This is a genomic window from Dyadobacter sp. 3J3, from assembly GCF_009801115.1.
GTDB lineage: Bacteria > Bacteroidota > Bacteroidia > Cytophagales > Spirosomataceae > Dyadobacter.
Genome location: NZ_VTOL01000001.1, coordinates 513,557 through 537,259, shown reverse-complemented (window position 1 = coordinate 537,259; position 23,703 = coordinate 513,557). Strand labels below are relative to the sequence as shown.

Sequence of the window (23,703 nt, the reverse complement as noted above, 5' to 3'; positions counted from 1 at the left end):
TTAGAATCTTTTTCAGTTGCTGACAAAGGTCTCCGATAAGTTGTCCTGCCAATGATTTAGACTAAGAATTGTCTGACTGGCAATTTCCTCCAAAGCTTCAACGGTTAGAAATGCCTGGTGTGGGGTTACAATTACATTCGGATAGCCCAGCAGTTTCAAAAGCAAAGCATCTTTACTTTCGCCACGATGTGCATCCTGAGAGAAAATGTTGTTTTCATATTCATAAACATCAATTCCCAGATATCCGATCTTTCCCTGATCAAGTGCTTGGGGCAGGTCAGCGGATTTGATTAATGCACCCCGGGAAGTATTGATAAGCATCACTCCGTCTTTCATAAGCGCTATGCTGGAAGTGTCAATCATATGTCTCGTCTGAGGTGTAAGTGGTAAATGCAGGGAGATAATATCGGACTGGCTTAATAAGATTTCCAGTGAAACCTGCTTTATTCTTTCAAGTTTGTCATTGACAAAAACATCAAAACCTAATACTTGACATCCCAAACCATTAAAAATAGCTGCGGCGGCCTGTCCGGTATTTCCTAACCCGATTATCCCCACTGTTTTTCCTGAAAAGGTAAATCCTGTCAACCCGTCAAGTTTAAAGTTATAATGATGACTATCTGCATCGGCCTTTATGATATGGCGGTTTAGTGCCATAGCCAACGCAACTGCATGCTCGGCGATCGAAGTAGGTGAATAAGCCGGAACGCTGGCAATTTTTACTCCTCTCAGTTTAGCAGCTTTTTTATCAATATGATCAGTTCCGGCAGAACGCGTTGCGATGTATTTAATACCGATATCGGCCAGTTTATTGACCACTGGTGCCGTAAGATCATCATGGATAGAAACAAGAATGGCTTCTTTTCCTTCTGCAAAACCGCAGTTAGCTAAAGTAAGTGTGTTGGATATCAGCGTAATGTCGTGTTTTTTTTGATTGGCCCTGGCCAAAAACTTCTTTTCAAAGTTTTTTATACTATATGCTACTACTTTCATAATACCGGTTTTGGATTACGCGAATTTACCCTGTACCGGTCATGTCAGCAGTAAGTATCGTCAGACTTTTATATGATGCTGATCATTTTTCATTTTTTGATCCGCATCTGCCCAGTTGCTTATGTTATCATCCACGGGTATCGAAATACCGTTTAATATCGCATCAATTTTTGTTTTCACATTACAAACAATACGGTTGTACCCAGTAATCTCATCATCAAGAAAGTCTTCTGCTTTCTGCTGTCTTTTTTTTCTGGTCTGCGAACCTTTATCAGGAGCCAACAATAATCCTATTGCAAAGCCTGCTGAGCCAGCAAGCAGCAAGCTGCATAATCCTTTTCCTATTGTCATATTAATTTGATTTAACGATTCCTGCCTGAATATATTTTAATGACTTTTAACTGTATACGTAGCTGAGGATTTGTCAAAACCAATCTGATCATCTAGATATAATACATAAAGTTTCAAAAGTTCTGGTTATAAGGTGTTATAGAAAACATGTAAAAAGTTATACTTTTCACATGTTTTCCAAATTATTCCACCTTTTTTGACTTTGATGTTTGTATATGGATGGCGACAGTCCTGTCACTTTTTTGAATTGGTTGGAAAGATGTGATACGCTGCTGTAATGAAGTTTGTAGGAAATTTCTGTCAGGTTTAATTCCTTGTATTGAAGCAGCTCCTTAACCCTTTCAATTTTATGGTTAATGATAAAATGCTGTATATTAATTCCTTTTTGCTCAGAAAACAGATTTGATAAATAAGTATAATCATAGCCGAGTCTTTTGCTGATGTAGTCGGAATAGTTGATCTTGGGCATGTCATCGGTATAGTGCACGAGTTCAATGATCACATTTTTTATTTTTTCAATCAGGATACTTTTTCTATCCTCCAAAAGTTCAAGACCTGAATCGATTAAGTTTTCTCTAAGTCGTTTCCGCTGTGTAACGGTTATTTTTTTCACGAGTTGAACTACACCCAGTTCAACCTTGCTACAACCCAGTCCCAGCTTTGCCAGTTCTTCGGTCACCCTGATTTTGCAGCGTAAACTAACCATGTTTTTAATATAGAGTACCATATAAGTTAAGTTTGATAGATACGGTGAAACCGGATATGGATGGTTTATCCGGCCGGGGATTTTTTTTAACTATATGAAAGGTAGGGGTATGTTTGGCCTAAATAGATGACAATCATCACAATCGGTTATGATTGTGATTACAGTGGTGCATGAGGGGAAGGTAATCGATTCCCAATGTAATTTTTGCGCTTCTGGCACAAAAAACGGAGGTAATGATCGTTACCTCCGTTTTGTAAATATATAATATTCGGTATTGTACAGCAGACCTGTTTACAACCAGAGTTTTTTACTTAGCGTATTCATTATGGTAGGTAATGTAGTTGATCACCGCCCGGATCCCGAAGATGTCTCTGATACATTTTTGAGCTGAAATTCTTTCCTTTTGCAGATGAACCTCTCCTTCCAGAAATACAAGGCGTCCCGTTACACGGACTCTTATTTTTTCGCAGTTAATAAATGTGTTTGCCCGCAAAGCATTTATTACTTTTTCTTTCAGGTTTTTATCGGTTTCAGTTCTGGCGGTTTCGGAATCATAATCAGGTTCCCATATTTTATGGATTTCTGTGTTTTTTGTCATGATTCATTATGTAAAGTGAATGAGTTTTTTGATGATTAGATCTAAAGGTTCATCAATAAATGTCAAGAATATCCGGGATTAATAAGCCACTAGGCTTCAAAGTCAGGCAAGTTCAATATTGTTTTTAAGCAATGCAGCAACGGCTATTGTTGTTTCGGCCTTTCTTGCTTTTTTAAGTTGCTTTTTCAATTCAAATGCAAAGCGTTTGTTTTCTTTGGATAATTTCTTTTTTGCAATATGTAGGAAATCTTCGTAGAGTTTTTTTGCCGCTTTTCGGATCACATTTTCCTGTTTTGAGGTGTCCTTATTATTTTCATCGATTTTCAGGTTAGCGTTAAGCACCTGGATGATTTCATTGACACGTTGCTGTTTTTCTGGTTTCATGTTATTTTTCTGAATACGGATTTCAGTGATGGTGTAATCCGGTTTACAAAGGTGGGTTTATTGCTGGTTTTAAACCTTACATAAGGATCAGAAGAACTTACATATTTCACATATTTTCCAGATTTTCAATCCGGTGCATTTTAAGTTTTTTGAAGTAGGAGGGCGACAGTCCAGTGATTTTTTTGAACTGGTTTGACAGGTGTGATACACTGCTGTAATGCAGCCGGTATGCTATTTCCGTTAAATTGAAATCTTCATATAATAATAATTCTTTTACCTTTTCAATTTTGTGCAGAATAATGAACTGTTGAATGTTTATTCCTTTTACCTCTGAAAATGTGTTGGACAGGTACGTGTAGTCATACCCCAGTTTTTCACTGATGTAATCAGAATAGTTGGTTATCGGCAGTTCATCCGCATAATGAACCATCTCTACGATCACTGCCTTTATTTTTTCGATCAGAATACCTTTTTTATCATCAAGCAGTTCAAGTCCCGAGCGGAGCAGGTTTTTTTTAAGCTCCTCGTGCTGATGCTGCGTGATATCTTCCAGAATCTCAACCGTCCCTAAATCTACGATCACATAATGAAGTCCTAATTTGGTCAATTCTTCTTTCACCAGCATTTTGCAACGCAGGCTGACCATGTATTTGATGTAGAGTATCATTGTGATATGCGTTGGTAATTTCTTCCGTTGTTAAATACAGAATTTGCCAGGCTAATCTGTGATCAATGCAACGAATGAAAATTGATGTGTAATGGAATCCGGAATAAATCCGGCAAACTTTGTGGTGGCAAATAACAGCTACTACAACCGTGCCATTACTTTTGATTGTTATATTTAAATAGCCGGTAGTTGACTATTTATTTGGAAGTATGCCGTCTTGTATAGGCAAGTGAATATTAAATAAAACTGCGCAGGTAACCAATTATGATTCACAGTATATCTGTTTTATGGATACTGTCCAGACTGTGGCTTTGGGATCAGTAAGGTAATGGCGTGGGCATTGGCGTCCGATACTTGGCAGGAATATTGAAAGTGCGGGATTTCCGATAAAGGCAATCAGCAGGGATTTTTAAAATAGTGTTATTGAGACAAGTGGCTTTTAGGTCGTTCAGATTATTGAAATGATAATGAATTTCACCATTGATTTTGTTAATTCCTGTCGGTAATGCCCGGTCTAATTTTGACTCACGTCCCCTTTGAAAGCCCTTGAAGTTGTGCGATAATACCGCTTTACATTAATTCTGAAAATATCGTAAAGCAGCACAAAAGTTAAAATAAGAACAGGAACAAAAAATGATTTAAATCCTATACGTTGAAACAGATAAGCACCGGCAATTGCTCCCAATATGAAGGAGCCAATGATGAATAATCTAAGTTTTATTTTTGAATGAATAATTGGACGGTTGTCATTAGTGCTGTTCACCAATTGCGCCAGATCAATGCCAAGATCCGTAAATGTCCCAGTAAGATGAGTTGTCCTTACCAAGGATCCGGAAACCAGCGAAACCAGTGCATTCTGCAAACCCATTGCAAAAAGCAGACTACCGGCAAAAACGAGTTGGGATAATTTAGTCCCATCAAATTTGTATCCATAGAGTGCCGAAAATACAAGTACGGCTATTTCGATCACAAGTGGAATGGAATAGGAGTAACGTTGATTTGCGCCAAAAAGAGATAAGAATAGTCCGGATGTAAAAGCGCCCGCAAGAAATAAAAGCATCCATAAAACAATGACTTGTGCATTTTGCCAGTTTTGCTGCGCAATTCCTTCGGCTAGTAATGCAGCATGGCCGGTAATGTTAGTTGTAAGTACGGAAAATCCAAGAAATCCTTCTGCATTAACAAACCCGGCTGTAAGACCCAGTAGGGTAGCCAGTTTCAGATTGTGTTTTGGTGTACGATGTGTGCCGGAGTGTCGGAACATGATTTTACTTGCAGGTAAAGGTTCTTATTAACCCGGGGAATTCGAATGTAAACATTTTGTATTTCAACCGTATCATAATGTTCTTTCATCACACTCTTTTTTCAGCTGGAATTGGATCCTTTTCTTCCGCCTGCACAATCATTTTTCCTTCGTTTTGCCCGCTAAACAATCCCAACAGCGCGGCAGGTAACTGGTCAAAACCATGAATCACGGTTTCTGTGAATTTTAACTTTCCTTCTTTAATCCATTGCGATAAATGCTGGATGGCTTCGGGAAATAGATTTTGGAAATCACCGACTATGAATCCCTGCATCAGTATGCTTCTGGTCAGCATCATAGGCTGTAACCTTGGGCCAGTGGCGTCCGAAGTATTGTTATAAAGAGAGATTTGTCCGCACAAAGGTATGCGTGAATGAAAATTCATGTGGCTGATCACCGCATCTGAAATGACACCGCCTACATTATCAAAATAAATATCAACACCATCAGGACAGGCTTCTGCAATGGCTTTTCCCATATCAGGTGTTGTTTTGTAATTTATGGCCTGATCAAATCCAAATTCATTTTTCAAAATATTTATCTTTTCATCTGAGCCTGCAATACCAATTACCCGGCATCCCTGAATCTTAGCAATTTGGCCTACCACAATACCTACCGCTCCGGCTGCGCCAGATACCACCACCGTTTCACCGGATTTTGGTTTCCCAATGTGCATGAGTCCAACGTAGGCGGTGAGACCTGGCATACCAAGAACACCGAGGTAATAACTCGCAGGAGCAACCGTTGCGTCTATTGGGCGAATATCTTTTTCATTGGCAATGCAATTTTCCCGCCACGGCAAAGGACCCAGAACATAGTCACCAATGGCAAATGAATCTGATTTGCTTTCGGTAACACGAGCTATTACACCGCCTGTAAAAGGCTCATTCAGTTGAAACGGTGGCGCGTAAGATTTAGCGTCATTCATTCTACCCCGCATATATGGATCTACCGAGTAGTACAGCCCTTTGAGCAGGACTTCTCCTTCTTTTATTTCGGGCAGATCAATACTTTCAAATCTGAAATTTTCCTTTGTCGGCATACCCACTGGTCTTGAGGCGAGTACAATTTGTCTTGTTTTCATAACGATGTTTTAAAGGAAGGAAGAAGACATCTAAAAGTGTCTTCTTCAGTTTTGTTTGATGTTGTGTAAGATACTGTTTTCCTTACATAAAATTAGAAAGGATCGGACAAATCACTTACCCGGATCAGTTTTTTATTTACAAATTCGTCAATACCCAATTCGGATAATTCGCGGCCATAACCAGAGCCCTTTGTTCCTCCAAAAGGCAAATCGGCCTGGGTCCAGGTTGGATGGTTGATAAAGACCATACCGGTATCAATCTGATCCGCAATCCGTTTACCGCGTTCAATATCCTGTGTAAATACGGATCCGCCCAAACCGAAGGGAGAATCATTTGCCAGATCAATGGCTGCCTGGTCATCTTTAACCCGGTAAAAAGAAGCGACCGGGCCAAACAGCTCTTCGTAATAGGCAGGAATTCCCGGATGCAGATCCGTAAGAATGGTCGGCTCCATGAAGGCGCCTGCTCTGACAGGTCGTTTTCCGCCAAGCAGTACTTTTGCCCCTGCATCCACCGATTTTTGTACCTGACTCGCCAGCGCGACAGCGGCTTCTTCACTACTCAGAGGCCCCAATTGGGTTGCAGCGTCCATAGGATCGCCAATGACCAGGGCCGCCAATTTGTCCCTGAATTTTGTGATAAATTCGTCAGCAACTGATTCGATCGCTATAAACCGCTTGGCCGCCACACAGCATTCCCCATTGTTATTGATGCGTCCTACAACCGCCCACTCCACTGCTTTATCAATATCTGCGTCTTCTAAAATGATAAAGGCGTCACTTCCTCCTAATTCAAGCACTGATTTTTTTAGGTTTTTTCCAGCTGCGGAAGCGATACTGGCGCCTGCCGCTTCGCTTCCTGTGAGTGAAACACCCTTGATACGTTTGTCCGATACCAGCATGGATGCACGTTTACCGGAAATCAACAAATTGGTGTATATACCTTTTGGCGCACCGGCTTTTGTAAAGAGATCTTCGATCGCGATGGCGCACTGGGGCACAATGGAGGCATGTTTGACAAGTATGGTATTGCCAATCATGATATTGGGTGCGGCAAACCGGGCAACCTGGTAAAAGGGAAAATTCCAGGGTTCAACACCAAGTAAAACACCGATGGGGCTGTAACGGATAATGGCCTGTCCAAACTCCGGAGCAAGCGTTTTATCCGCCAGGAATTTTTCGCCGTTGTCTGCATAATAATCAAGTATATCTGCACTTAAAGTAATCTCACCTTCTGCCTGTGCAATAAGTTTACCCATTTCCATGGTAATGAGCCTGGACAGATATTGTTTCTGGTCGCGCATCAGGGTGGCAACTTTATGGAGTAAATCCGCGCGCTGTCCATAGCTTGTTTTTCTCCATTCAGTAAAAGCCGAAGAAGCTTGCGAAATCGCTTTATCTACCTGGTGAAAACTCATTTCTTCGAATGATTTGAGTAGTTGGTTTGTATTAGGATCAACTGTTTGAATGGCCATAATTAAGTTTTGTTGAAGTTGGTTTTAGTTTGGTAACCGTTGAGTAACGGGTATTTAGCCGGAAGTTTTTTGCAACCTTTTTTTTACTTTTTGTCAAATAAAAGCAGGAATTGGGTCCCTGATCCCACTTCTGACTCCACGTGTACTTTTACATGATTTGATTCAAGAATGTCGTATGTTGACGCCAGGCCAATACCCATGCCTCCGGGCTTGTTTGTATAATTGGCCTGAAATATATTTTTCAGGTTTTTTTCGCTGATGCCGCAACCATTGTCCTCGATCTGGACAACATATTTTCCGGCGATGGACATGGTAACCAGTTTCAATTCGCCCTCCTTAGGATCCATAGCCTCAATGGCATTTACAATGATATTGGTAAGGGCGATTTTCATTTTCGGGCGGTTTAAAGCCACGATACAATCTGTTGGATCATATTCCTTGCGCACCATGATATTTTTAAGCATGATCCTGTCGCTGGCCATATCAACTACTTCATCCAGAAGATGATGCAGTGACTGATTCGCAATCTGCACCTCCTCCAAACTACGGGTTTTGACCATTTCATTAACCAGGTCATTAATTCTGGCCGAGCTGCGTTTAATGATGTCTACGTATGTTTTCAGATCCTCATCTTGACGCCCTGCAAGTATCATCTCGATAGACAGATCAATTGTTGCCAGCGGATTACGGATTTCGTGTGCAAGCGTCGCCGGGAAATTACTGGCCAGGGGCACGTCGAATAATGGATTGAATGGATTCATTTGATGAGCTTATTTTGGCTGAATTCCTACCATCAAAGGTGACATTATTAGGACCGTGAAGTTTACATGAAACAGTCAAATAGTTGTATGAATCACAGATTTGACATTTGATATTATTCGGTGGTTTTACCATCAAATTTTTCTTCTTTTTCTTCGGCCTCTTTTTTGGTAGCTCTTACGATTTTGTCCTGATGATTGGGCGGGCCATAAATCGTATACAATTTTAATTCGGCTGAGCTGTCCGTGTTTATTATATTGTGTTTTGCCCCGGCAGGTACTACTACCGCATCGCCTTCTTTTACCTCGCTTTCATGTCCGTCAATAATGCATTTTCCGGTTCCACTTTCAAACCGGAAAAACTGGTCATTGTTTTCGTGAATTTCCTCTCCAATGTCTTCCCCCACTTTTAAGGTCATCAACACCAGTTGAAGATGTTTGCCGGTATAAAGGACTTTTCTGAAATGGCTATTTCCCAGCGTGTCTTTTTCGATATTACTTTGAAATCCTTTCATCGGGATATTTATTTAAAATTTGTTTGATAAAATCTTTATTCGCCAGGTTTCCATTCATTCGTTTTCAGCGCGTCCGCCGTAATGAATGCTGACAGCAGGATTTATATTATCCGGATCGGCAATAGAACCTGACCTGGAAAAGACTACAAAGTTTGGTAATTTGAGGGTGCTGAATATTACATCTGGTTTGTGAAGAGTTGTAGGTTTTACTGATTTTCGAAGTTCTTCTATTTAATGAAGTAAAGCGTGAAGTATACAACAATAAGATAGACTGGTGTAACAAATATGCTTTTTGTAATTGCAACTTTTGCAGCGTGTTACGGTATTCGTACACGATAAACAAGCAGTTATGGAAGCCCTGAAATTGAAAAGTATTTTGTTTTTAATGGTTGGCCTATTTTTATTTCCCTTCTGTTTAAGCGCCCAGACAGATACGTCGGCCGGTACTTTCTGGCATCCAAATCCACCAGTATATGCTGTGAAGCAAGCACTGGAAGTGGAGAGCCTGGTGCCGATGTTTTTTACAGGAGGATATCATTTTGCTCTGGGGTATCGGTACAAGAAAATCAGGATCCGGGCGAGTGTTATCAATGGCGGGACATATAACGCCGAAACTGCCGGCGTGAAAAATTCTTCCTCAGAGTTCAAAAGATATTATACCACATCGCCTGGTGTTTTCTTTGGATATAATGTCTGGAAAAACCTGGAAGTTTATACCTACCTGGAATTTCATACTTTTAAAATCACACAAAAAAATACAGACTTGAAAAAGGATCTGAAAAGCGTAGATACTGGCCTTGGTATCAGCTATCAGTTTTTTATTGGGAAAGTTTTTTATATCCAGCCGGGTTTACATCTTTATTTAAGACGTAATAACAGTGTTAATTTTGGAGAAGTGACGTACAATATTCCGAATGCAGATATATCTCCTGTAATCAGGATAGGAGCCAGGTTATGGAAAAAGTATTGATGGACCGAAAGAAATTTATCGCTGTTGCGGCCGGTACGGTTGGTCTGGCGGGGATTGTCGGTTATTCCGTAAGTGATAAGAAGAACTATATCCGGTCAGATCGTGCCGGCGAGCCGGGCAAAACGCCGTTGAGCCCAGACGAAAGATCGATTTTATACCTGGCTTCTCTCGCACCAAGCGGACATAATACGCAGCCCTGGTTTGTGAAATATATTGAGCCTTTTCACTGGATCGTTGGAAACGACAAAACTAAATGGCTTGATGGCGTGGATCCCACGCAACGCGAAACCATGTTATCCATCGGGGCATTTCTGCAAAATCTTGACTATGCTGCCGGAAACATGGGGTATGATTGTGATTTTGTTTTACTAGCTGCCAGTAACGAAGAAGAAAACGTGGTGGAAGTCAGGTTGCTAAAATCAAGTATCAGGATTTATGATATTGACAAAATAAAACAGCGAAGAACTGTGCGGTCGGATTTTAAGAATGATGTATTGAAAAAAGAAGACGTAAAATTCCTGATCAGCAATGATGCTGAATATATTCATTTTATACCCAACACCTCGGATCAGTGCCAGTGGCTGCGCGAGCAAACAATTGAAGCCAACCGGATACAATCTTATCGGGATGCAGCACAAAAGGAATTGTCTGAATGGATCCGTTTTTCAAGCAAAGATGCCGAAAAGTACCACGATGGACTTACAACGGCAGGGATGGAGATTGATGGCGTCGCTGGCTGGTTTTTAAGGAATTTCTATGGGAAAGCGGATGTGATGAAGAAGAGATTTCGTGATCAGAGCATTGACAAAGTAAGCAGCCAAGTGGCACAGTCTGCCGGATGGATATTGATCACAAGTAAGGATGATTCTGTTCAATCGCTGCTTGAAACGGGTAAATGTATGGAGCGGTTATTCCTGAGCGTAAGGGAAAAAAACATAGCGATCCATCCCATGACCCAAATATTGGAAGAGGCCGTCACGAGCCAAAAACTTGTCAGATCAATGGAACTGAACCAGCCGGTTCAGTTTATTTTGAGAGTCGGTTATTTGAATGATTATCCTGAGCCGGTATCGCTAAGGCGTCCGGTTGAGCGGTTTTTACGCTTTTAAAATGATAGCAATAGTAGTTTTTTATACGCTTTAAAAGTCATAATAATGACACCGGCAACGACACGAAATATTCTTATTTTTCTCCTGGGCTTTCTTGGCGCAGGTGCATTATTTGGCGGAGCTGTATTGATCATTTCTCCAACAGGAGAATTGATAGGCATGCCATTATCAATGCTCTCCCCATCTCCATTTCATTCCTTTTTGCTACCGGGAATTCTTTTGTTTCTTGTTCTTGGCGTATTTCCATTATTTTTAATTTATGCTTTGATACAAAAAGTAGACAGTCCGTTCGCTGAACATTTTAATCTTTTCAAAGATATGCGCTGGCCATGGAGTTTTTCGATATATCAGGCCTTTGCTTTGATTGTATGGATCCAAGTTGAAATGGTTCTGCTTCATGCGGTGCACTGGCTGCATACCTTTTATGTGTTTTATGGGGTTGCAATGCTTGTTGTGGCATTGTTGCCGCAGATAAGGGATTTGTATAAAAAGCAGGATACCTGAAAATGAAAAATGAGTGTATTTTACCAAAAGGGTGAACAAACGCTAAATACACTAGTGAGGCGTTCAATAAGTGAATGATGGAACTCTTAGCTACTCATATATAACTTATTTGAACAGTTAGATCGCTCCCTTCGGGTAGCTAATTTTTAACAATAAAACGACGATTATGGAAACCAACGGACAATTGCAGCTCGATGTGGACATTTACCATTAAACCCAAACCCGGCACTGATGATAGTTTCGAGTTGGTTATATAGGCCGCATACCGATAGCTTTCCGGGAGCTTGGGGCTTATATCTACGCATTGCCTGATGATCACGACCCGCCTTTCTTTATCCCAGTTATCGGTTTGGGCCTTTACTTCTTCAATGAGTCCTTTCAAAAAATGACCACCCACTGTAAATGAAAACGGACTCAATTTTCTGTATTTTCGGTGCATATTACCGGTTTGTGAAATGTCCAATGCTGCAAAATGTTTATTGCAGGTTCCCACACTTTCGTCCATGGCCAGCAGTCCCCTGTTGTCTGCAACAAGGGACTTGGCCTTTATGTTTTATTTTTTAATGGTCATTTGCCGCTATTCCATTTCCAGTCAAGTATTTCAGGCATATCCTTGCCGTACTGATTTACATACAGTTTATGTTCAATCAGTTTATCTTTTAATTGCTGTTTGAGATAGGCTCCCTTGCTGCCAAGCTCAGGCACACGATCAATCACGTCAATGACCAGGTGGAAACGGTCAATTTCATTTTGAACACGCAGATCAAATGGCGTTGTGATAGTACCTTCTTCCTTATAACCTCTCACATGCAGATTCCGGTTTGCACGGCGGTATGTCAGACGGTGGATCAACCATGGGTAGCCATGAAAATTGAAAATGATATGTTTGTTTTTTGTGAAAATAGAATCATAATCCATGTCACTCAGTCCATGCGGATGTTCAGATTCAGATTGCAACTTCATCAGATCAACTACATTTACAACCCTTATTTTAAGCTCTGGCAGTTGTGCTCTGAGAATAGAAACAGCGGCCAATAGTTCAAGTGTGGGTGTATCTCCGGCGCAGGCCATGACCACATCAGGTTCAAAACCCTGGTCATTACTCGCCCATTGCCATATTCCAATTCCTTCTGTACAATGAATAATGGCAGCCTGCATATCCAGCCACTGCGGCAAAGCATGTTTTCCAGCAACAACCACATTCACATAATGCCTGCTTCTGAGACAGTGATCCATAATTGATAAAAGGCAGTTGGCATCCGGCGGAAGATAAACCCTTACGACATCTGCTTTTTTATTGATCACATGATCCAGAAAGCCGGGGTCCTGGTGTGTAAATCCATTGTGATCCTGCTGCCATACGTGTGAGGCTAACAGATAATTTAACGAAGCAATATCGCGTCTCCAGGGTAGTTCAGAGGTTACTTTCAACCATTTGGCATGCTGACTGAACATCGAGTCGACGATACGGATAAATGCTTCATAGCTATTGAAAATCCCATGTCGGCCCGTCAGTAAATAACCTTCCAGCCAGCCCTGGCACTGATGCTCGCTTAGCATAGAATCCAGTACCTGTCCCTGAGGAGCAAGGAATTGATCATTTGTTTCTTCTTTTGCTTCCCATTGCCGGTTGGTGACTTCAAAAACAGCACCCAGCAGATTGGAAATGGTTTCATCGGGACCAAAAACACGGAAATTATGCTCGCTTTGGTTGGCAAGTGCTACATCCCGGATAAATTTCCCCAGCACCATCGTATCCTGGCCCATCACCCCGCCTGGTGAAGTTACCTTCACGGCGTGCGTCCGAAAGTCGGGCATGTGCAGATCATGCAACAGCATCCCGCCGTTTGTATGCGGGTTCGATCCCATCCTGCGATTACCGGTTGGTGCCAATTCGGCAAGTTCTGCGAGTAATTTTCCTTCACTATCAAACAGTTCTTCGGGCTTGTAACTTCGCATCCATTTTTCCAGTTGTTCCAAATGTCCGGGATGTTCTGCATCCACCAGTATGGGTACCTGATGCGAATTGAAAGTGCCTTCATTGGGTACGCCATCTACTTCTTTAGGTCCGGTCCATCCCTTAGGTGATCTTAAAATGATCATAGGCCAGCGCGGTCTGCCGGATCTTCCGCTCGATCCACTCTGTATTTCGAGTATTTCCACCACGGCTTTTTCTACGGCCTCAGCCATCAGGATATGCATGGTTTCAGGATCGTCTCCTTCAACAAAATACGGCTTCCAGCCGCATCCCATGTAAAACTGTTCCAGTTCCTCGTGTTCTATACGCGCCAGCACTGTGGGATTACTGATCTTATATCCATTTAAATGCAGGATCGGCAAAACCGCACCGTCTGTAATCGGGTTCAGGAATTTGTTTGAATGCCAGGCTGTTGCCAGCGGCCCTGTTTCTGCTTCACCATCACCAACCACACAAGCCACGATAAGCCCCGGATTGTCAAAAGCAGCTCCAAAAGCATGACTTAACGAATAACCCAGTTCACCGCCTTCATGAATAGAACCCGGCGTTGTTGGCGCAACGTGGCTTGATATACCGCCTGGGAAAGAGAATTGTTTGAACAATTTTTTCAGCCCAGCTTCATCCTGCGTCACATTTGGATAAATATCACTCCAGCTTCCTTCCAGGTAAACGTTTCCTACAATGGCGGGTCCTCCGTGTCCGGGACCTGCTACGTAAAACATATCCAGATCATATTTTTTAATGATCCGGTTCAGGTGTACATAGATAAAATTCTGCCCTGGTGTGGTTCCCCAATGGCCTACTACCAAAGGTTTTACATGGTCGAGTTTCAAAGGCTCTTTCAAGAGCGGATTGTCATACAAATATATCTGGCCTACGGACAGATAGTTGGCTGCCCGCCAGTAGGCATTTATCTTGCGCACCATTTCCGGGGATAAAATCTCCGTATCATGATCAATAATTTCTGCTTCCATCATTCATTTGGTTAATGGTTTAATACAAGCAATACCACGCTGGTTTTGCTATAAGAAAAAAGAGATTTTGTTACCAGAATAACCGTCTCAGTGCTGCCAGAAAATCAGTTCGTCTTCCAGCGGAACCTGAATATTTTCATAAGCCGGAATGACCCTTACTGTATAATCTGATTTTGACCTGTTGCTTACAAATTGAATCTCAAATACGTCTCCGCCATCCATTTGTCGGGTTGGCCCGGGAAACATTCTCACGATCTCAGCTTTCATTCCATTGCTTTCTTCCGCATACATTTCAACGGATATTTCATCGGCACTTATTCCATTGAGGTTAATAATCACCCGACAGTGATACACCATTGTATGGTCTTCAATTTCCAGAGCTCCTGCACTGATTCCCTGCCATTTTTTTGCAAGATCTTCCTTAGCATTTATGATTCTTACACCCGCCGCGCCATTTTCATTGGCACGGTACATATAATTCGTTGCGGCAGGCAAATAATACTGATCCGTATATTCCCTAACGGTACGGGCAGCAGAAAACTTGGGCGTGAGTTGTGACATACTTTTCCGCACTCTTTCTATCCAGCGAACAGGCAAGCCCGACTCATTTCGCGCATAAAATTCCGGAACGATTTGTTTCTCCAAGAGCTCATATAAAGTATTTGCTTCCGAGGCGTCCCAGCCTGTATCCTCTCCATGTTCAGCTTCGTCTCCCATAGCCCAGCCAACTTGATCGGTATATGCCTCGTCCCACCATCCGTCGAGCTCCGACAAGTTCAAGCCACCGTTTACAAGCACCTTCATACCACTTGTGCCGGATGCTTCCCAGGGACGTCTGGGCGTATTTACCCACAAATCAGCCCCTTGCACGAGCTGTTCTGCCAGCAGGACATCATAATCACTCAGGAAAACGACGTGTTTGTATAACTGGTGTTTTCTGATAAACTGCACCCACTGCTGTATCAACGCCTTGCCCGAATCATCGTAGGGCGGTGCCTTACCGGCTATAACCAGTTGTACCGGATGTTCAGCATTTGTTAATATCCTAATAAACCGCTCCTCGTCGTGCAGTAAAAGATTCGGACGTTTATAAGCCACAAACCGCCGGGCAAAGCCAAGCGTTAGCGTCTGAGGGTCAAAAGCACATTTTGCAATAGCGATCGTTTCAGCCGGTTCGCCTGACACGCTCATTTGCCCTTCGAGTCTTTTACGGGTGTAACTGATAAGATCGGTCCGACTCGTGGTACGCATTTGCCAAATCGTTTCATCAGAAACCGCATCAATGCCATTATCCCTTTCCGCCAGCTCTCCTCTCCACCGCTCTTTGCCGCAGGCTTTTGTCCAAACCACATCGGCAGATTCAGAATCCCAGGTAGGCATGTGCACGCCGTTGGTAACATGGCGAACCGGAACTTCATGCTGTGGCCATCTCGGAAAAATATTCTGGAAAAGATGTCTGCTCACCTGGCCATGCAAACGGCTTACCCCATTTACCGACCCGCTTCCACGGATTGCCAGATAGGCCATATTAAAACTTTCTGAATTGTTATCTGAGTCCTGGCGGCCAAATGACATTAAATGGTCAAAATCAATCTTCAATTCGTCATTTGCGTAAGAGCCCAGATATTTCGCCATTAAATCAGGACTGAAATGATCAAAACCAGCTGCTACGGCAGTATGCGTTGTAAATAAATTTCCGGCACGGGTTACGGCGAGTGCGGCGTCAAACGAGAAGCCTGCCGTTTTCATAAAATCCCTCGCACGCTGTAATATCAGAAAAGCAGCATGGCCTTCATTCATATGGCAAACCTGCGGATTCAGCCCCATGGCCATCAACAGTTTCCAGCCGCCAATCCCTAAAATGATTTCCTGCTGAATTCTCAGTTCATTATCGCCTCCATATACCTGGCTGGTGATGTTTCGGTGAACAGGCAAGTTCACGGCATCATTGGAATCCATCAGATAAAGTTTTACCCCGCCTATCTGCACCTGCCAGGTCCTGAGCCAAACGGTGAAACCTGCCAATGTCACTTCCAGTCTAAGCCATTCCCCGTTTGGCAAACGTAACGGAACAACCGGTAACTGTCCGGGATCATTGAAAGGGAACAAGGCCTGCTGCATACCGTCTGCATCAATCTGCTGCCGAAAGTATCCTTGCTGATAAAGCAGCCCAACCGCCGTCACAGGCACGCCAAGGTCACTAGCCGATTTTAACTGATCGCCGGCCACATTGCCCAGTCCTCCTACATAAATAGGCAACGCCTCGCTCAGCATAAACTCCATGCTGAAATAGGCTATGCAATCTAAAAGGGAATCCGGATGAGTTTGTTCAAACCAGGTGGGTGCCGAAGCTGAAAGCTGCTTTTTGCTGACAAGCTCATCCATTTTGGCCTGAAAGTCTTTGTCTTTCAGTTTCTGTTCAAGTTGCTCTCTGGAAACCGTTTGCAGTATAACCCAGGGATTATGTGTGAGCTCCCATAATTCGGCATCCAGCTGTTGCCATAAGTTATCAGCCGCATGGTCCCAGCTCCACCGCAGATCCAGGGCCAGCCTGGCAAGCGTTCGTATTCCTTCTGCATCGGATGGCAAAAAACCGTATAATCCTCTATTGGTATTTTCGTGTTGATCCATGAAATTAAATTCTTGTGGTTCTGATTTTGATCACAATAACTTGTTGTTTACATTAATAGCTGTTGCCGAATAAACAGGACCATCATCAAAAAAAAGCAGTGTTTGATCCTTCTTCTGATGATGGTTAAGTAGATATGTCAATTGTCCAGAAACTGCTATGTGAGCCGTGTAACGCTGAAAGTACCATTCCCGCAAATGAGTATCAGAGGGTTTGCCCAGTGCTAAAATTGTTTCACGGAGGCTCAGATGTTTGGTTGTCTTTTTGATAGTGCTATCTATTCCGGCCGGATCGCGCCCTTCAGCAATAACCAGAAGTGTAAGATCTGACGCAATTACTTCCTTTTGGAGCTTAACTGGCTCTATATAAAGCGTATGTTGCCGTTGTTTGCAGTCTTTCATGGTTTTAATAACTGTTTGGAAAGCCTGATACCTTTCCGCTCCGTTCCTTTTTGTAAAAGACGCCATATTAGGCTCCTCATTTGTTACATTTCAAATAAGAATAGTTGCATGAATCACAGATTTTTGTACTGTTGGCGGAGTAGGTGCATAGGTGACGTCAAAATTTTCTATATCAAGTTGTTGACATCCAGTGATCATACCTTTGAAGGGAATCTGTGATATATGCAACTTTCCTCTCAGCTTTCATAACAATGGTGTACTGAAACAACGTCACCTTTATAAGAGCCGGACCTGACTTAATGGTTTGATCGGATTTTTCTAACAGACTCCGGCAGGTCAGGTTTAAAAATCATATTTCAGCTTAACAAAAATCATGAATAGCACAGATAAAGGTGAAAAAGCGCGAGGCTCAGAAATGGAGAAAGGAAAGGTACATATCATCGTTGAAATCATCGAATACATACCTCATGCCGTAGTTAGCCGCACCATCATAAAAAAATCCACAGGAAACATTACGGTTTCTTCGTTTGCAGCGGGAGAAGAATTATCCCAGAGGTATTCTGCATTTGATACTTACATTCAAATCATTGACGGGACAGCGGATATTACCATCGATGGTAAAAAACATAAACTAAAACTCGGTGAAGGAATCATTATTCCCGCTCACAAATCAAGTTCTATTTCCGCAGCAGAACAGTTCAAAATGATTTCAACCGTAATTAAAAGCGGATATGAGTAATGTGATAAGGCTGCTGTAAGAGCGATAAATTAAGTTACGAAGTAGTGCTAGCCTCAATGAATATGGCAAAGATGCTGGCGATCCGTGAATAGGGCCGGGATGATCAAATTGAATATGCCTTAATTTAGCATCGAAACAGTAGAATTCTGACATTTTCAGCAGAAAGGTAATTAAGCCTTATTTCAAAACAGCATCTACCATAGTCTGGGCTTCTCTCAGGATTTGTTTCAAATTCTCTTCACTTTCAAAGCTTTCGGCATAGATCTTGTAAATTTGCTCGGTTCCCGAAGGTCGGGCCGCAAACCATCCATTTTTGGTGCTTACTTTAAGACCGCCAATACCAGCGCCATTGCCTGGAGCGTGAGTAATTATTGAGGTAATGCTTTGGCCCGCCAACTGTTTTTGGTCAAACTGACTTGCTGAAATCTTACCCAGCAATTGTTTTTGAGTATTTGTAGCCGCCGCTTCAACCCGGTCATAAAAGGATGTTCCGAGCGATGCGCTTAGTTGATCGTAAATTTCACCGGGATCTTGTTTTGTGACCGCCAGAATTTCTGCTGATAATAGTGAAGCGATCATTCCATCCTTATCGGTTGTCCATACATCCCCATTCATCCTGGCAAAGGAGGCTCCGGCACTTTCTTCTCCGCAAAAACCAAGTGAACCATCCAGCAAACCATCCGCATACCATTTGAAACCTACCGGTACCTCATATACTTTTTTATTAAGCTTCTGTGAAACCCGGTCAATTATCTGGCTGCTTACTACCGTTTTGCCCACCATGAACTTCGCAGGCCATTGCGGTCTGTTTTGGAAAAGATATTCAACCATGACGGCCATGTAATGATTGGGTGGAAGTAGTCCAGACTCGCGGGTAACAATTCCATGGCGGTCATAATCTGTATCACATGCCAGGGAAATATCAAATTTATCCTTTAAACCAACAAGATTCTGCATTGCGTATATTGATGATGGATCCATACGTATCTGTCCATCCCAATCAACCGTCATAAAAGAAAAAGTAGGGTCCACTGTCTGGTTGAAGACCATCAGGTTTAATCCATACCGTTTGGCAATCGGTTCCCAGTAATGCATACCCGCGCCACCCAATGCGTCTACCCCAATGCTCAACCCCGATTTGGAAATAGCCTGCATGTTGATGATACTGCCAAGATCATTAACATAACTGTTCAGGTAGTCATACCGGTGTATCGATGAGCCTTGCAGCGCCCTTGAAAGTGCCACTCTTTTTACACCTTTTAGGTTATTACTTAGTATCTCATTTGCTTTATTTTCAATCCAGTCCGTCGTTGACCCGGGTGCAGGTCCACCAGAAGGTGGATTGTATTTAAACCCGCCGTCACCGGGTGGGTTGTGTGATGGCGTAATGATAATGCCGTCGGCAAAACCGGAAGTGCGGCCTTTGTTATAATTGAGAATGGCGTGTGAAACGGCAGGGGTGGGCGTATATTCATCGTCCTGAGAAATTTTAATCGGCACACCATTGGCTGCCAAAACCTCCAAAGCAGTAGAAAAAGCCGGAACTGACAAGGCATGGGTATCCATTCCGATAAACAAAGGACCATCGGTTTTCTGCCTTTGGCGGTACTGACAGATTGCCTGGCAAATAGCCAGAATATGCTGTTCGTTGAATGTGTTTTTCAAAGAAGTTCCCCTGTGTCCGGATGTTCCGAATACAACTTTTTGTTCCGGATTTTCAGCATCCGGTATTCCTGTGTAGTAGGCAGCCACAAGCCCCGGAATGTTGGCCAACATCCAGGGCTCGGCGGGTTTTCCTGCAAACGGGCTGATTTTCATGTTGAAGAAGTTTGATTGTCTTTAAAAGGAGATAAACCTTCACCGTACTAAATCACTGCCAATAATATTTTTTGCATCCTGATATTCAGCCTTGGTTATTTTACCGGCAGCAAAGCGTTTTTGCAGGATATCGAGCGGAGAATCCATTGTTCTCCTTTGACCAGGAATGTCATATGGCGTGGCAAATATCCAGAAAAGCAGGATCATCCAGAGAATCCACCAAAACATATGCATTCCCCCAAAACTATATTCGCTGTAAAACATAACGATGGATATTTGGTAATAGAAATTTTGATTTTTTATAATCGAGCGTTTATGAATGTAAAGTTGTTAGAATTTAATTTTAGGATTGTTACATAAAAATTGGAGATGATTGCATGATTCACTGATTCAGTACGTTAATTACCGTGTGAGATCATAATTATAGCGCAACAACCAGGTCATGTAAAAGATTTTTTTTGGTACTTAACTTTGATAAAATATTAGTTGTTTCATAATTATTTTATATAAATTTGAAAATAAAAATTCAGTTACTTCTGAAACAATCTTATTTATTTACAAATTATGAAAGCAAAGTACTTCCTTATGATGATTATGGCGGTTAGTCTATTTTCAATTGCTGCCAGAAAGACTGTAATCGCCGATGAAATTCTGGGCACCTGGAAATATAAGATTTCCGACGTTCCGCCTGAATACGAATCGGGAATTATGATCTTCGAACAAAAGGAAAACAAAACGGTGGGATATATGGGAGTGGAAAAACAGCCGATGCAGGAGCTTTCTGTGGATCAGGGGAAAGTTACTTTTGCGACAAGTTTCGATGGCGGTTTGATCAAGTATACCCTTACTCAGAAAGGTGATTCGCTAAGCGGATCTGTATCAACACCCTATGGCGAATTCCCTGTTATGGCGGTGAAAGAGGCGAAAAAGTAAAAAATTTGAGAGTCACGGACGGATTTATTTTCCTAAAATGTGTCACAAACGTTGACGTGATAAAATTAAAAGAGTGCAAAAGATTGATATTCAATCTCTTGCACTCTTTTAATGTGTCAGGATAGGTCTGAATTCCAATCAGTTTGTGCAAGACTGGAAGAAAATTGCAAAGCTGATAGGATAAATACAATTTGAGAGGTTGTGATATCCTTCTTTACGGATTTACAAATATTCTTTAAAATCCAGGTGGAAAGATTGAAATGGCCCGCATGCGGTAAGTCAACTATGGTACCAGACTTACTTTATTTTTTTACTTTCTTTTTCTTTGCATATCGACCCAGTGCCATTAAAATTCTGTCAATATAATAAGTATAACCGTCACAACTTCTTAACTCTGAGGTGAAATTAGAAGAAAAAAGCCATTTTTTATATTTTTCTATCAGTTCCGCTTCGTCTAAAGTTAATAGTCCCATTTCCCTTTGTGTTGCAATGTGAATTGATTTCTGTAAACTAATTGCATATGCTCTTACAACATGCTGGTCGATTATAGGTTCCTCATTTCTGCCTGAAATATAGCGGCCTAGTTGTCGAAATACTAGTGCAGTATCTTCTACTCCACTTGCCGGAGGTGTGTTTAATATACCGTCATTGACATGCTTAATTTTTTGAAAATCACTATTTTTCCATAATATCAAAAGGAATAACCTTGCCAAAGGGTCTGATATATCCTTCAATCTTGTATGATTAATAGTGCTATCGGCATTAATAATACCTTGCACTTTTAATTCTTCAATCTCTGACCTGGATATGTTGAAATCAATTCTCGGGTAAACTTCTGAGTTGGTTCGATGTTTTTTTAATTTCGACGAATTTTCAATTTTCAATAAATCTTCTATTGTTTTTGCCTTGATTATTAAATCAAATTTTTCGTCTATATACTTTTTTACATCAGCATCGGTTTCTGCCATAGTTTTATAGGATTGATGGGTTATTTGTGAAACCCATAGTTTATTTTTTTCATTACAAGCCTGGATTTGTCTGGCTGATAATATTCTTTACCATACCGAACATCATTGCTGAAAAGTCCTCTTTAAATTCTTTATTATCGGAGAAAAGTTTATATAGTCCAAAGTTGGACGTTATGTGTTTGAGCAACTCTTCGGCTACTACTTTGTCACTCGTTATTCGGGCATTCTGGTCATCCGAGTATTTGATTGAGGTTAACAGCTCCTGATTTTTTGCAACATCATTGGCCACGCCTTCCGCCATTTTTCTCACCTTGTCCACATCTTCAAACTCTGTACCATAACGATCGTTAAACGTTTGCAAAATATTTGAAAGGCGGTCTATTTCAGGTTGATTCATTCCGCCTCTCATGTCCGTTGGAATTGGCTTTAAATCTACCCCTTGTTCCATAAAAATATTGGTTGTAGCTATCAACTGCAAGCGATAACTGTCCATATCGATGTTATCCAAAATGCCTTGTGCCAGATCAACCGGTTTTTCGCCGCCTAATTTGTTTTGCAAATGGTTCAGGAAGATGTAAAGCCTTTCTAAATAGGGATTTTCAAAAGGTACGATTTGTGATAGAAAAAACCGGTACCGTGTTATTCGCTGGTCAGCAAGCCGGAGATATTTTTAATTTTACTTTTAAAATCGTCGTAGGTTTTCTGAACCTTATCTTTGGTCGGTTCCACCGCCAGATCCAAACATCTTAAAACGGTTATGGGAAGTATTACTTGCTGATACTGATTTTCAAGAAACTTATTGATTAAAACATCATCGGCAACAGTCCGGACGAAGTTTATGATGGGTTGAAGGGATTGTGTATTTAAACTCATATTATTCAATTGACCAAAGATATATCCACTAGGTAACTTAGCTTTAAATTCTAACCATTATTTAAGGTATAAAAACAATAAAATAGCGCAAAAAATTGGAAATCAATTACTTGTGCTATTAAAATAGACCCTGATGCGAACAGTTGTCGAACCGATTTATAGAGAATCTGAAAAAAATTGCGACTTTAACTGCATAATAGAATATAATTATTAGTAAAACAGTAACAGATCAACATTAAACTTGTTGTTTATTATCAACATATAAGTTAAATTTGTTGATAATAAACAATATATTATCAATTTGAAAAAGCAAATACTTCTTCCCAGATTTGCGAAAATCCTTGAACAGTTGGGGGAAAATATTAAACTGGCACGGAAGAGACGCAAACTTACCACAATACAGGTTGCTGAAAGAGCTGGTATTGACAGGACTACATTATATCATATTGAAAAGGGAAATTCAAGTGTATCCATAGGCGCATATTTTAATGTTTTGAGAGTGCTGGGGTTACAGGATGACTTTTTGAAACTAGCCGCCGACGATACTTTTGGAAGAAAATTGCAAGATTTGGAGTTGATCGGCAAATCATAATAGTATGGCAGATAAGACAGACATTTGGGTTTATGCCGACTGGATAGGAATGTCTGGTCCAAAATGTATCGGTATACTGGCTGCCCAGCAAGCGAAAGGAAGAAATCTTTTAGCTTTACATAGGACCTTGATTGGATGAAATCCAATGAGCAACTACTTTTGGACCCGGACATTGCCTGGTTTAGCGGCGCTCGATATCCAAATCAGAAAGAAAATTTTGGTGTATTTCTTGACTTAATGCCAGATACCTGGGGACGTGCCCTGATGAAAAGAAACTTCGTTTAAAAGTGGCGGCGTGACTGTACAACTTAGCAATTTTCTAAAAGAAGAGCTAAACATTTTTAACACAAAATTTGCTATTAAAAAGAACAGTGGGAAAAC

General features: G+C 41.5%; 28 protein-coding genes. 8 read left to right on the top strand and 20 right to left on the bottom strand.

Features of this window, described 5'->3' with window-relative positions:
* Nucleotides 1–12 precede the first annotated feature (12 nt).
* The 11 genes from FZF08_RS02350 to FZF08_RS02300 form a co-directional block, all read right to left on the bottom strand.
* Entirely contained in the window at nucleotides 13–993 is a 981-nt protein-coding gene (locus tag FZF08_RS02350; RefSeq protein WP_159466999.1) for a 2-hydroxyacid dehydrogenase, read from the bottom strand.
* Between the two features lie 60 nt (nucleotides 994–1,053).
* Nucleotides 1,054–1,344, bottom strand: coding sequence for a YtxH domain-containing protein (locus FZF08_RS02345; RefSeq protein WP_159466998.1), 291 nt, complete (start codon nucleotides 1,342–1,344; stop codon nucleotides 1,054–1,056).
* A gap of 166 nt (nucleotides 1,345–1,510) precedes the next feature.
* A complete protein-coding gene (locus FZF08_RS02340; protein WP_159466997.1) occupies nucleotides 1,511–2,071 on the bottom strand; it encodes an AraC family transcriptional regulator in 561 nt (186 codons plus the stop codon).
* A 286-nt stretch (nucleotides 2,072–2,357) separates the two neighbouring features.
* Nucleotides 2,358–2,648 (bottom strand): BON domain-containing protein, encoded by a 291-nt coding sequence (locus FZF08_RS02335; RefSeq protein WP_159466996.1) that lies wholly within the window; start codon nucleotides 2,646–2,648, stop codon nucleotides 2,358–2,360.
* A gap of 102 nt (nucleotides 2,649–2,750) precedes the next feature.
* Complete coding sequence (locus FZF08_RS02330) at nucleotides 2,751–3,032, bottom strand: hypothetical protein (protein ID WP_159466995.1); 282 nt, start codon at nucleotides 3,030–3,032, stop codon at nucleotides 2,751–2,753.
* Nucleotides 3,033–3,138: 106 nt separating this feature from the next.
* Entirely contained in the window at nucleotides 3,139–3,699 is a 561-nt protein-coding gene (locus tag FZF08_RS02325; protein WP_159466994.1) for an AraC family transcriptional regulator, read from the bottom strand.
* Between the two features lie 514 nt (nucleotides 3,700–4,213).
* A complete protein-coding gene (locus tag FZF08_RS02320) occupies nucleotides 4,214–4,963 on the bottom strand; it encodes a YoaK family protein (protein ID WP_159466993.1) in 750 nt (249 codons plus the stop codon).
* Between the two features lie 88 nt (nucleotides 4,964–5,051).
* The gene (locus FZF08_RS02315; RefSeq protein ID WP_159466992.1) at nucleotides 5,052–6,086 is read right to left on the bottom strand and encodes an NADP-dependent oxidoreductase; all 1,035 of its coding nucleotides are present in this window, start codon (nucleotides 6,084–6,086) and stop codon (nucleotides 5,052–5,054) included.
* Nucleotides 6,087–6,178: 92 nt separating this feature from the next.
* Complete coding sequence (locus FZF08_RS02310; protein WP_159466991.1) at nucleotides 6,179–7,561, bottom strand: NAD-dependent succinate-semialdehyde dehydrogenase; 1,383 nt, start codon at nucleotides 7,559–7,561, stop codon at nucleotides 6,179–6,181.
* Between the two features lie 83 nt (nucleotides 7,562–7,644).
* Nucleotides 7,645–8,322: an ATP-binding protein gene (locus FZF08_RS02305; protein ID WP_159466990.1), complete on the bottom strand. Its 678-nt coding sequence runs from the start codon at nucleotides 8,320–8,322 to the stop codon at nucleotides 7,645–7,647.
* A 113-nt stretch (nucleotides 8,323–8,435) separates the two neighbouring features.
* Entirely contained in the window at nucleotides 8,436–8,834 is a 399-nt protein-coding gene (locus tag FZF08_RS02300) for a cupin domain-containing protein (protein WP_159466989.1), read from the bottom strand.
* Nucleotides 8,835–9,183: 349 nt separating this feature from the next.
* Here FZF08_RS02300 and FZF08_RS02295 point away from each other — a divergent pair, with 349 nt between their 5' ends.
* Genes FZF08_RS02295 through FZF08_RS02285 form a run of 3 tightly spaced genes read left to right on the top strand, consistent with a single transcriptional unit; the run spans nucleotide 9,184 to nucleotide 11,417 of the window.
* Nucleotides 9,184–9,804 (top strand): hypothetical protein, encoded by a 621-nt coding sequence (locus FZF08_RS02295; RefSeq protein WP_159466988.1) that lies wholly within the window; start codon nucleotides 9,184–9,186, stop codon nucleotides 9,802–9,804.
* Nucleotides 9,789–10,913 carry an Acg family FMN-binding oxidoreductase gene (locus tag FZF08_RS02290; RefSeq protein WP_200837013.1) on the top strand — a complete coding sequence of 375 codons (1,125 nt, stop codon included), beginning with the start codon at nucleotides 9,789–9,791 and terminating at the stop codon, nucleotides 10,911–10,913. The genes FZF08_RS02295 and FZF08_RS02290 overlap by 16 nt, the downstream gene beginning before the upstream one ends.
* Before the next feature lie 45 nt (nucleotides 10,914–10,958).
* Nucleotides 10,959–11,417 (top strand): hypothetical protein, encoded by a 459-nt coding sequence (locus FZF08_RS02285; RefSeq protein WP_159466987.1) that lies wholly within the window; start codon nucleotides 10,959–10,961, stop codon nucleotides 11,415–11,417.
* Between the two features lie 139 nt (nucleotides 11,418–11,556).
* Here FZF08_RS02285 and FZF08_RS02280 read toward each other — a convergent pair whose 3' ends face one another.
* The 4 genes from FZF08_RS02280 to FZF08_RS02265 all read right to left on the bottom strand — a co-directional run bounded on the left by FZF08_RS02280 (nucleotide 11,557) and on the right by FZF08_RS02265 (nucleotide 17,399).
* A complete protein-coding gene (locus FZF08_RS02280) occupies nucleotides 11,557–11,967 on the bottom strand; it encodes a class I fructose-bisphosphate aldolase (protein ID WP_159467311.1) in 411 nt (136 codons plus the stop codon).
* A 17-nt stretch (nucleotides 11,968–11,984) separates the two neighbouring features.
* Nucleotides 11,985–14,372, bottom strand: a complete 2,388-nt coding sequence (locus FZF08_RS02275; RefSeq protein WP_200837011.1) for a phosphoketolase — start codon at nucleotides 14,370–14,372, stop codon at nucleotides 11,985–11,987.
* Nucleotides 14,373–14,456: 84 nt separating this feature from the next.
* On the bottom strand, nucleotides 14,457–17,000 hold the full coding sequence (gene glgP / locus FZF08_RS02270; RefSeq protein WP_159466986.1) for an alpha-glucan family phosphorylase: 2,544 nt from the start codon (nucleotides 16,998–17,000) through the stop codon (nucleotides 14,457–14,459).
* Between the two features lie 30 nt (nucleotides 17,001–17,030).
* A complete protein-coding gene (locus FZF08_RS02265; protein WP_159466985.1) occupies nucleotides 17,031–17,399 on the bottom strand; it encodes a hypothetical protein in 369 nt (122 codons plus the stop codon).
* Between the two features lie 373 nt (nucleotides 17,400–17,772).
* Here FZF08_RS02265 and FZF08_RS02260 point away from each other — a divergent pair, with 373 nt between their 5' ends.
* A complete protein-coding gene (locus FZF08_RS02260) occupies nucleotides 17,773–18,138 on the top strand; it encodes a cupin domain-containing protein (protein WP_159466984.1) in 366 nt (121 codons plus the stop codon).
* A 177-nt stretch (nucleotides 18,139–18,315) separates the two neighbouring features.
* On the opposite strand, the gene pgm is transcribed toward FZF08_RS02260, so the two are convergent.
* Both pgm and FZF08_RS02250 read right to left on the bottom strand, forming a co-directional pair.
* Nucleotides 18,316–19,956 carry a phosphoglucomutase (alpha-D-glucose-1,6-bisphosphate-dependent) gene (gene pgm, locus FZF08_RS02255; protein WP_159466983.1) on the bottom strand — a complete coding sequence of 547 codons (1,641 nt, stop codon included), beginning with the start codon at nucleotides 19,954–19,956 and terminating at the stop codon, nucleotides 18,316–18,318.
* A 39-nt stretch (nucleotides 19,957–19,995) separates the two neighbouring features.
* On the bottom strand, nucleotides 19,996–20,220 hold the full coding sequence (locus FZF08_RS02250; protein ID WP_159466982.1) for an SHOCT domain-containing protein: 225 nt from the start codon (nucleotides 20,218–20,220) through the stop codon (nucleotides 19,996–19,998).
* A gap of 300 nt (nucleotides 20,221–20,520) precedes the next feature.
* Here FZF08_RS02250 and FZF08_RS02245 point away from each other — a divergent pair, with 300 nt between their 5' ends.
* Nucleotides 20,521–20,889 (top strand): hypothetical protein, encoded by a 369-nt coding sequence (locus FZF08_RS02245; protein ID WP_159466981.1) that lies wholly within the window; start codon nucleotides 20,521–20,523, stop codon nucleotides 20,887–20,889.
* 302 nt (nucleotides 20,890–21,191) lie between these two features.
* Here FZF08_RS02245 and FZF08_RS02240 read toward each other — a convergent pair whose 3' ends face one another.
* From FZF08_RS02240 to FZF08_RS02230, 3 genes are all read right to left on the bottom strand, one after another.
* Nucleotides 21,192–21,857: a hypothetical protein gene (locus tag FZF08_RS02240; protein ID WP_159466980.1), complete on the bottom strand. Its 666-nt coding sequence runs from the start codon at nucleotides 21,855–21,857 to the stop codon at nucleotides 21,192–21,194.
* Between the two features lie 52 nt (nucleotides 21,858–21,909).
* Nucleotides 21,910–22,416 carry a hypothetical protein gene (locus tag FZF08_RS02235; RefSeq protein ID WP_159466979.1) on the bottom strand — a complete coding sequence of 169 codons (507 nt, stop codon included), beginning with the start codon at nucleotides 22,414–22,416 and terminating at the stop codon, nucleotides 21,910–21,912.
* 80 nt (nucleotides 22,417–22,496) lie between these two features.
* Entirely contained in the window at nucleotides 22,497–22,730 is a 234-nt protein-coding gene (locus FZF08_RS02230) for a type I restriction-modification system subunit M N-terminal domain-containing protein (RefSeq protein ID WP_159466978.1), read from the bottom strand.
* A gap of 301 nt (nucleotides 22,731–23,031) precedes the next feature.
* On the opposite strand from FZF08_RS02230, the gene FZF08_RS02225 reads away from it, so the two are divergent.
* Genes FZF08_RS02225 through FZF08_RS02220 form a run of 3 tightly spaced genes read left to right on the top strand, consistent with a single transcriptional unit; the run spans nucleotide 23,032 to nucleotide 23,607 of the window.
* The gene (locus FZF08_RS02225; RefSeq protein ID WP_159466977.1) at nucleotides 23,032–23,322 is read left to right on the top strand and encodes a helix-turn-helix domain-containing protein; all 291 of its coding nucleotides are present in this window, start codon (nucleotides 23,032–23,034) and stop codon (nucleotides 23,320–23,322) included.
* Nucleotides 23,323–23,326: 4 nt separating this feature from the next.
* Nucleotides 23,327–23,461, top strand: coding sequence for a hypothetical protein (locus FZF08_RS32015; protein ID WP_255463363.1), 135 nt, complete (start codon nucleotides 23,327–23,329; stop codon nucleotides 23,459–23,461).
* On the top strand, nucleotides 23,458–23,607 hold the full coding sequence (locus tag FZF08_RS02220) for a hypothetical protein (protein ID WP_159466976.1): 150 nt from the start codon (nucleotides 23,458–23,460) through the stop codon (nucleotides 23,605–23,607). Before FZF08_RS32015 ends, FZF08_RS02220 begins: the two co-directional genes overlap by 4 nt.
* Nucleotides 23,608–23,703: the final 96 nt, after the last annotated feature.

Excerpts from the sequence above, each read along its gene's own strand:
- FZF08_RS02350 (WP_159466999.1), bottom strand. The coding sequence starts at position 993 with ATGAAAGTAGTAGCATATAGTATAAAAAACTTTGAAAAGAAGTTTTTG.
- FZF08_RS02345 (WP_159466998.1), bottom strand. The coding sequence starts at position 1,344 with ATGACAATAGGAAAAGGATTATGCAGCTTGCTGCTTGCTGGCTCAGCA.
- FZF08_RS02340 (WP_159466997.1), bottom strand. The coding sequence starts at position 2,071 with ATGGTACTCTATATTAAAAACATGGTTAGTTTACGCTGCAAAATCAGG.
- FZF08_RS02335 (WP_159466996.1), bottom strand. The coding sequence starts at position 2,648 with ATGACAAAAAACACAGAAATCCATAAAATATGGGAACCTGATTATGAT.
- FZF08_RS02330 (WP_159466995.1), bottom strand. The coding sequence starts at position 3,032 with ATGAAACCAGAAAAACAGCAACGTGTCAATGAAATCATCCAGGTGCTT.
- FZF08_RS02325 (WP_159466994.1), bottom strand. The coding sequence starts at position 3,699 with ATGATACTCTACATCAAATACATGGTCAGCCTGCGTTGCAAAATGCTG.
- FZF08_RS02320 (WP_159466993.1), bottom strand. The coding sequence starts at position 4,963 with ATGTTCCGACACTCCGGCACACATCGTACACCAAAACACAATCTGAAA.
- FZF08_RS02315 (WP_159466992.1), bottom strand. The coding sequence starts at position 6,086 with ATGAAAACAAGACAAATTGTACTCGCCTCAAGACCAGTGGGTATGCCG.
- FZF08_RS02310 (WP_159466991.1), bottom strand. The coding sequence starts at position 7,561 with ATGGCCATTCAAACAGTTGATCCTAATACAAACCAACTACTCAAATCA.
- FZF08_RS02305 (WP_159466990.1), bottom strand. The coding sequence starts at position 8,322 with ATGAATCCATTCAATCCATTATTCGACGTGCCCCTGGCCAGTAATTTC.
- FZF08_RS02300 (WP_159466989.1), bottom strand. The coding sequence starts at position 8,834 with ATGAAAGGATTTCAAAGTAATATCGAAAAAGACACGCTGGGAAATAGC.
- FZF08_RS02295 (WP_159466988.1), top strand. The coding sequence starts at position 9,184 with ATGGAAGCCCTGAAATTGAAAAGTATTTTGTTTTTAATGGTTGGCCTA.
- FZF08_RS02290 (WP_200837013.1), top strand. The coding sequence starts at position 9,789 with ATGGAAAAAGTATTGATGGACCGAAAGAAATTTATCGCTGTTGCGGCC.
- FZF08_RS02285 (WP_159466987.1), top strand. The coding sequence starts at position 10,959 with ATGACACCGGCAACGACACGAAATATTCTTATTTTTCTCCTGGGCTTT.
- FZF08_RS02275 (WP_200837011.1), bottom strand. The coding sequence starts at position 14,372 with ATGATGGAAGCAGAAATTATTGATCATGATACGGAGATTTTATCCCCG.
- glgP (WP_159466986.1), bottom strand. The coding sequence starts at position 17,000 with ATGGATCAACACGAAAATACCAATAGAGGATTATACGGTTTTTTGCCA.
- FZF08_RS02265 (WP_159466985.1), bottom strand. The coding sequence starts at position 17,399 with ATGAAAGACTGCAAACAACGGCAACATACGCTTTATATAGAGCCAGTT.
- FZF08_RS02260 (WP_159466984.1), top strand. The coding sequence starts at position 17,773 with ATGAATAGCACAGATAAAGGTGAAAAAGCGCGAGGCTCAGAAATGGAG.
- pgm (WP_159466983.1), bottom strand. The coding sequence starts at position 19,956 with ATGAAAATCAGCCCGTTTGCAGGAAAACCCGCCGAGCCCTGGATGTTG.
- FZF08_RS02250 (WP_159466982.1), bottom strand. The coding sequence starts at position 20,220 with ATGTTTTACAGCGAATATAGTTTTGGGGGAATGCATATGTTTTGGTGG.
- FZF08_RS02245 (WP_159466981.1), top strand. The coding sequence starts at position 20,521 with ATGAAAGCAAAGTACTTCCTTATGATGATTATGGCGGTTAGTCTATTT.
- FZF08_RS02240 (WP_159466980.1), bottom strand. The coding sequence starts at position 21,857 with ATGGCAGAAACCGATGCTGATGTAAAAAAGTATATAGACGAAAAATTT.
- FZF08_RS02230 (WP_159466978.1), bottom strand. The coding sequence starts at position 22,730 with ATGAGTTTAAATACACAATCCCTTCAACCCATCATAAACTTCGTCCGG.
- FZF08_RS32015 (WP_255463363.1), top strand. The coding sequence starts at position 23,327 with ATGGCAGATAAGACAGACATTTGGGTTTATGCCGACTGGATAGGAATG.
- FZF08_RS02220 (WP_159466976.1), top strand. The coding sequence starts at position 23,458 with ATGAAATCCAATGAGCAACTACTTTTGGACCCGGACATTGCCTGGTTT.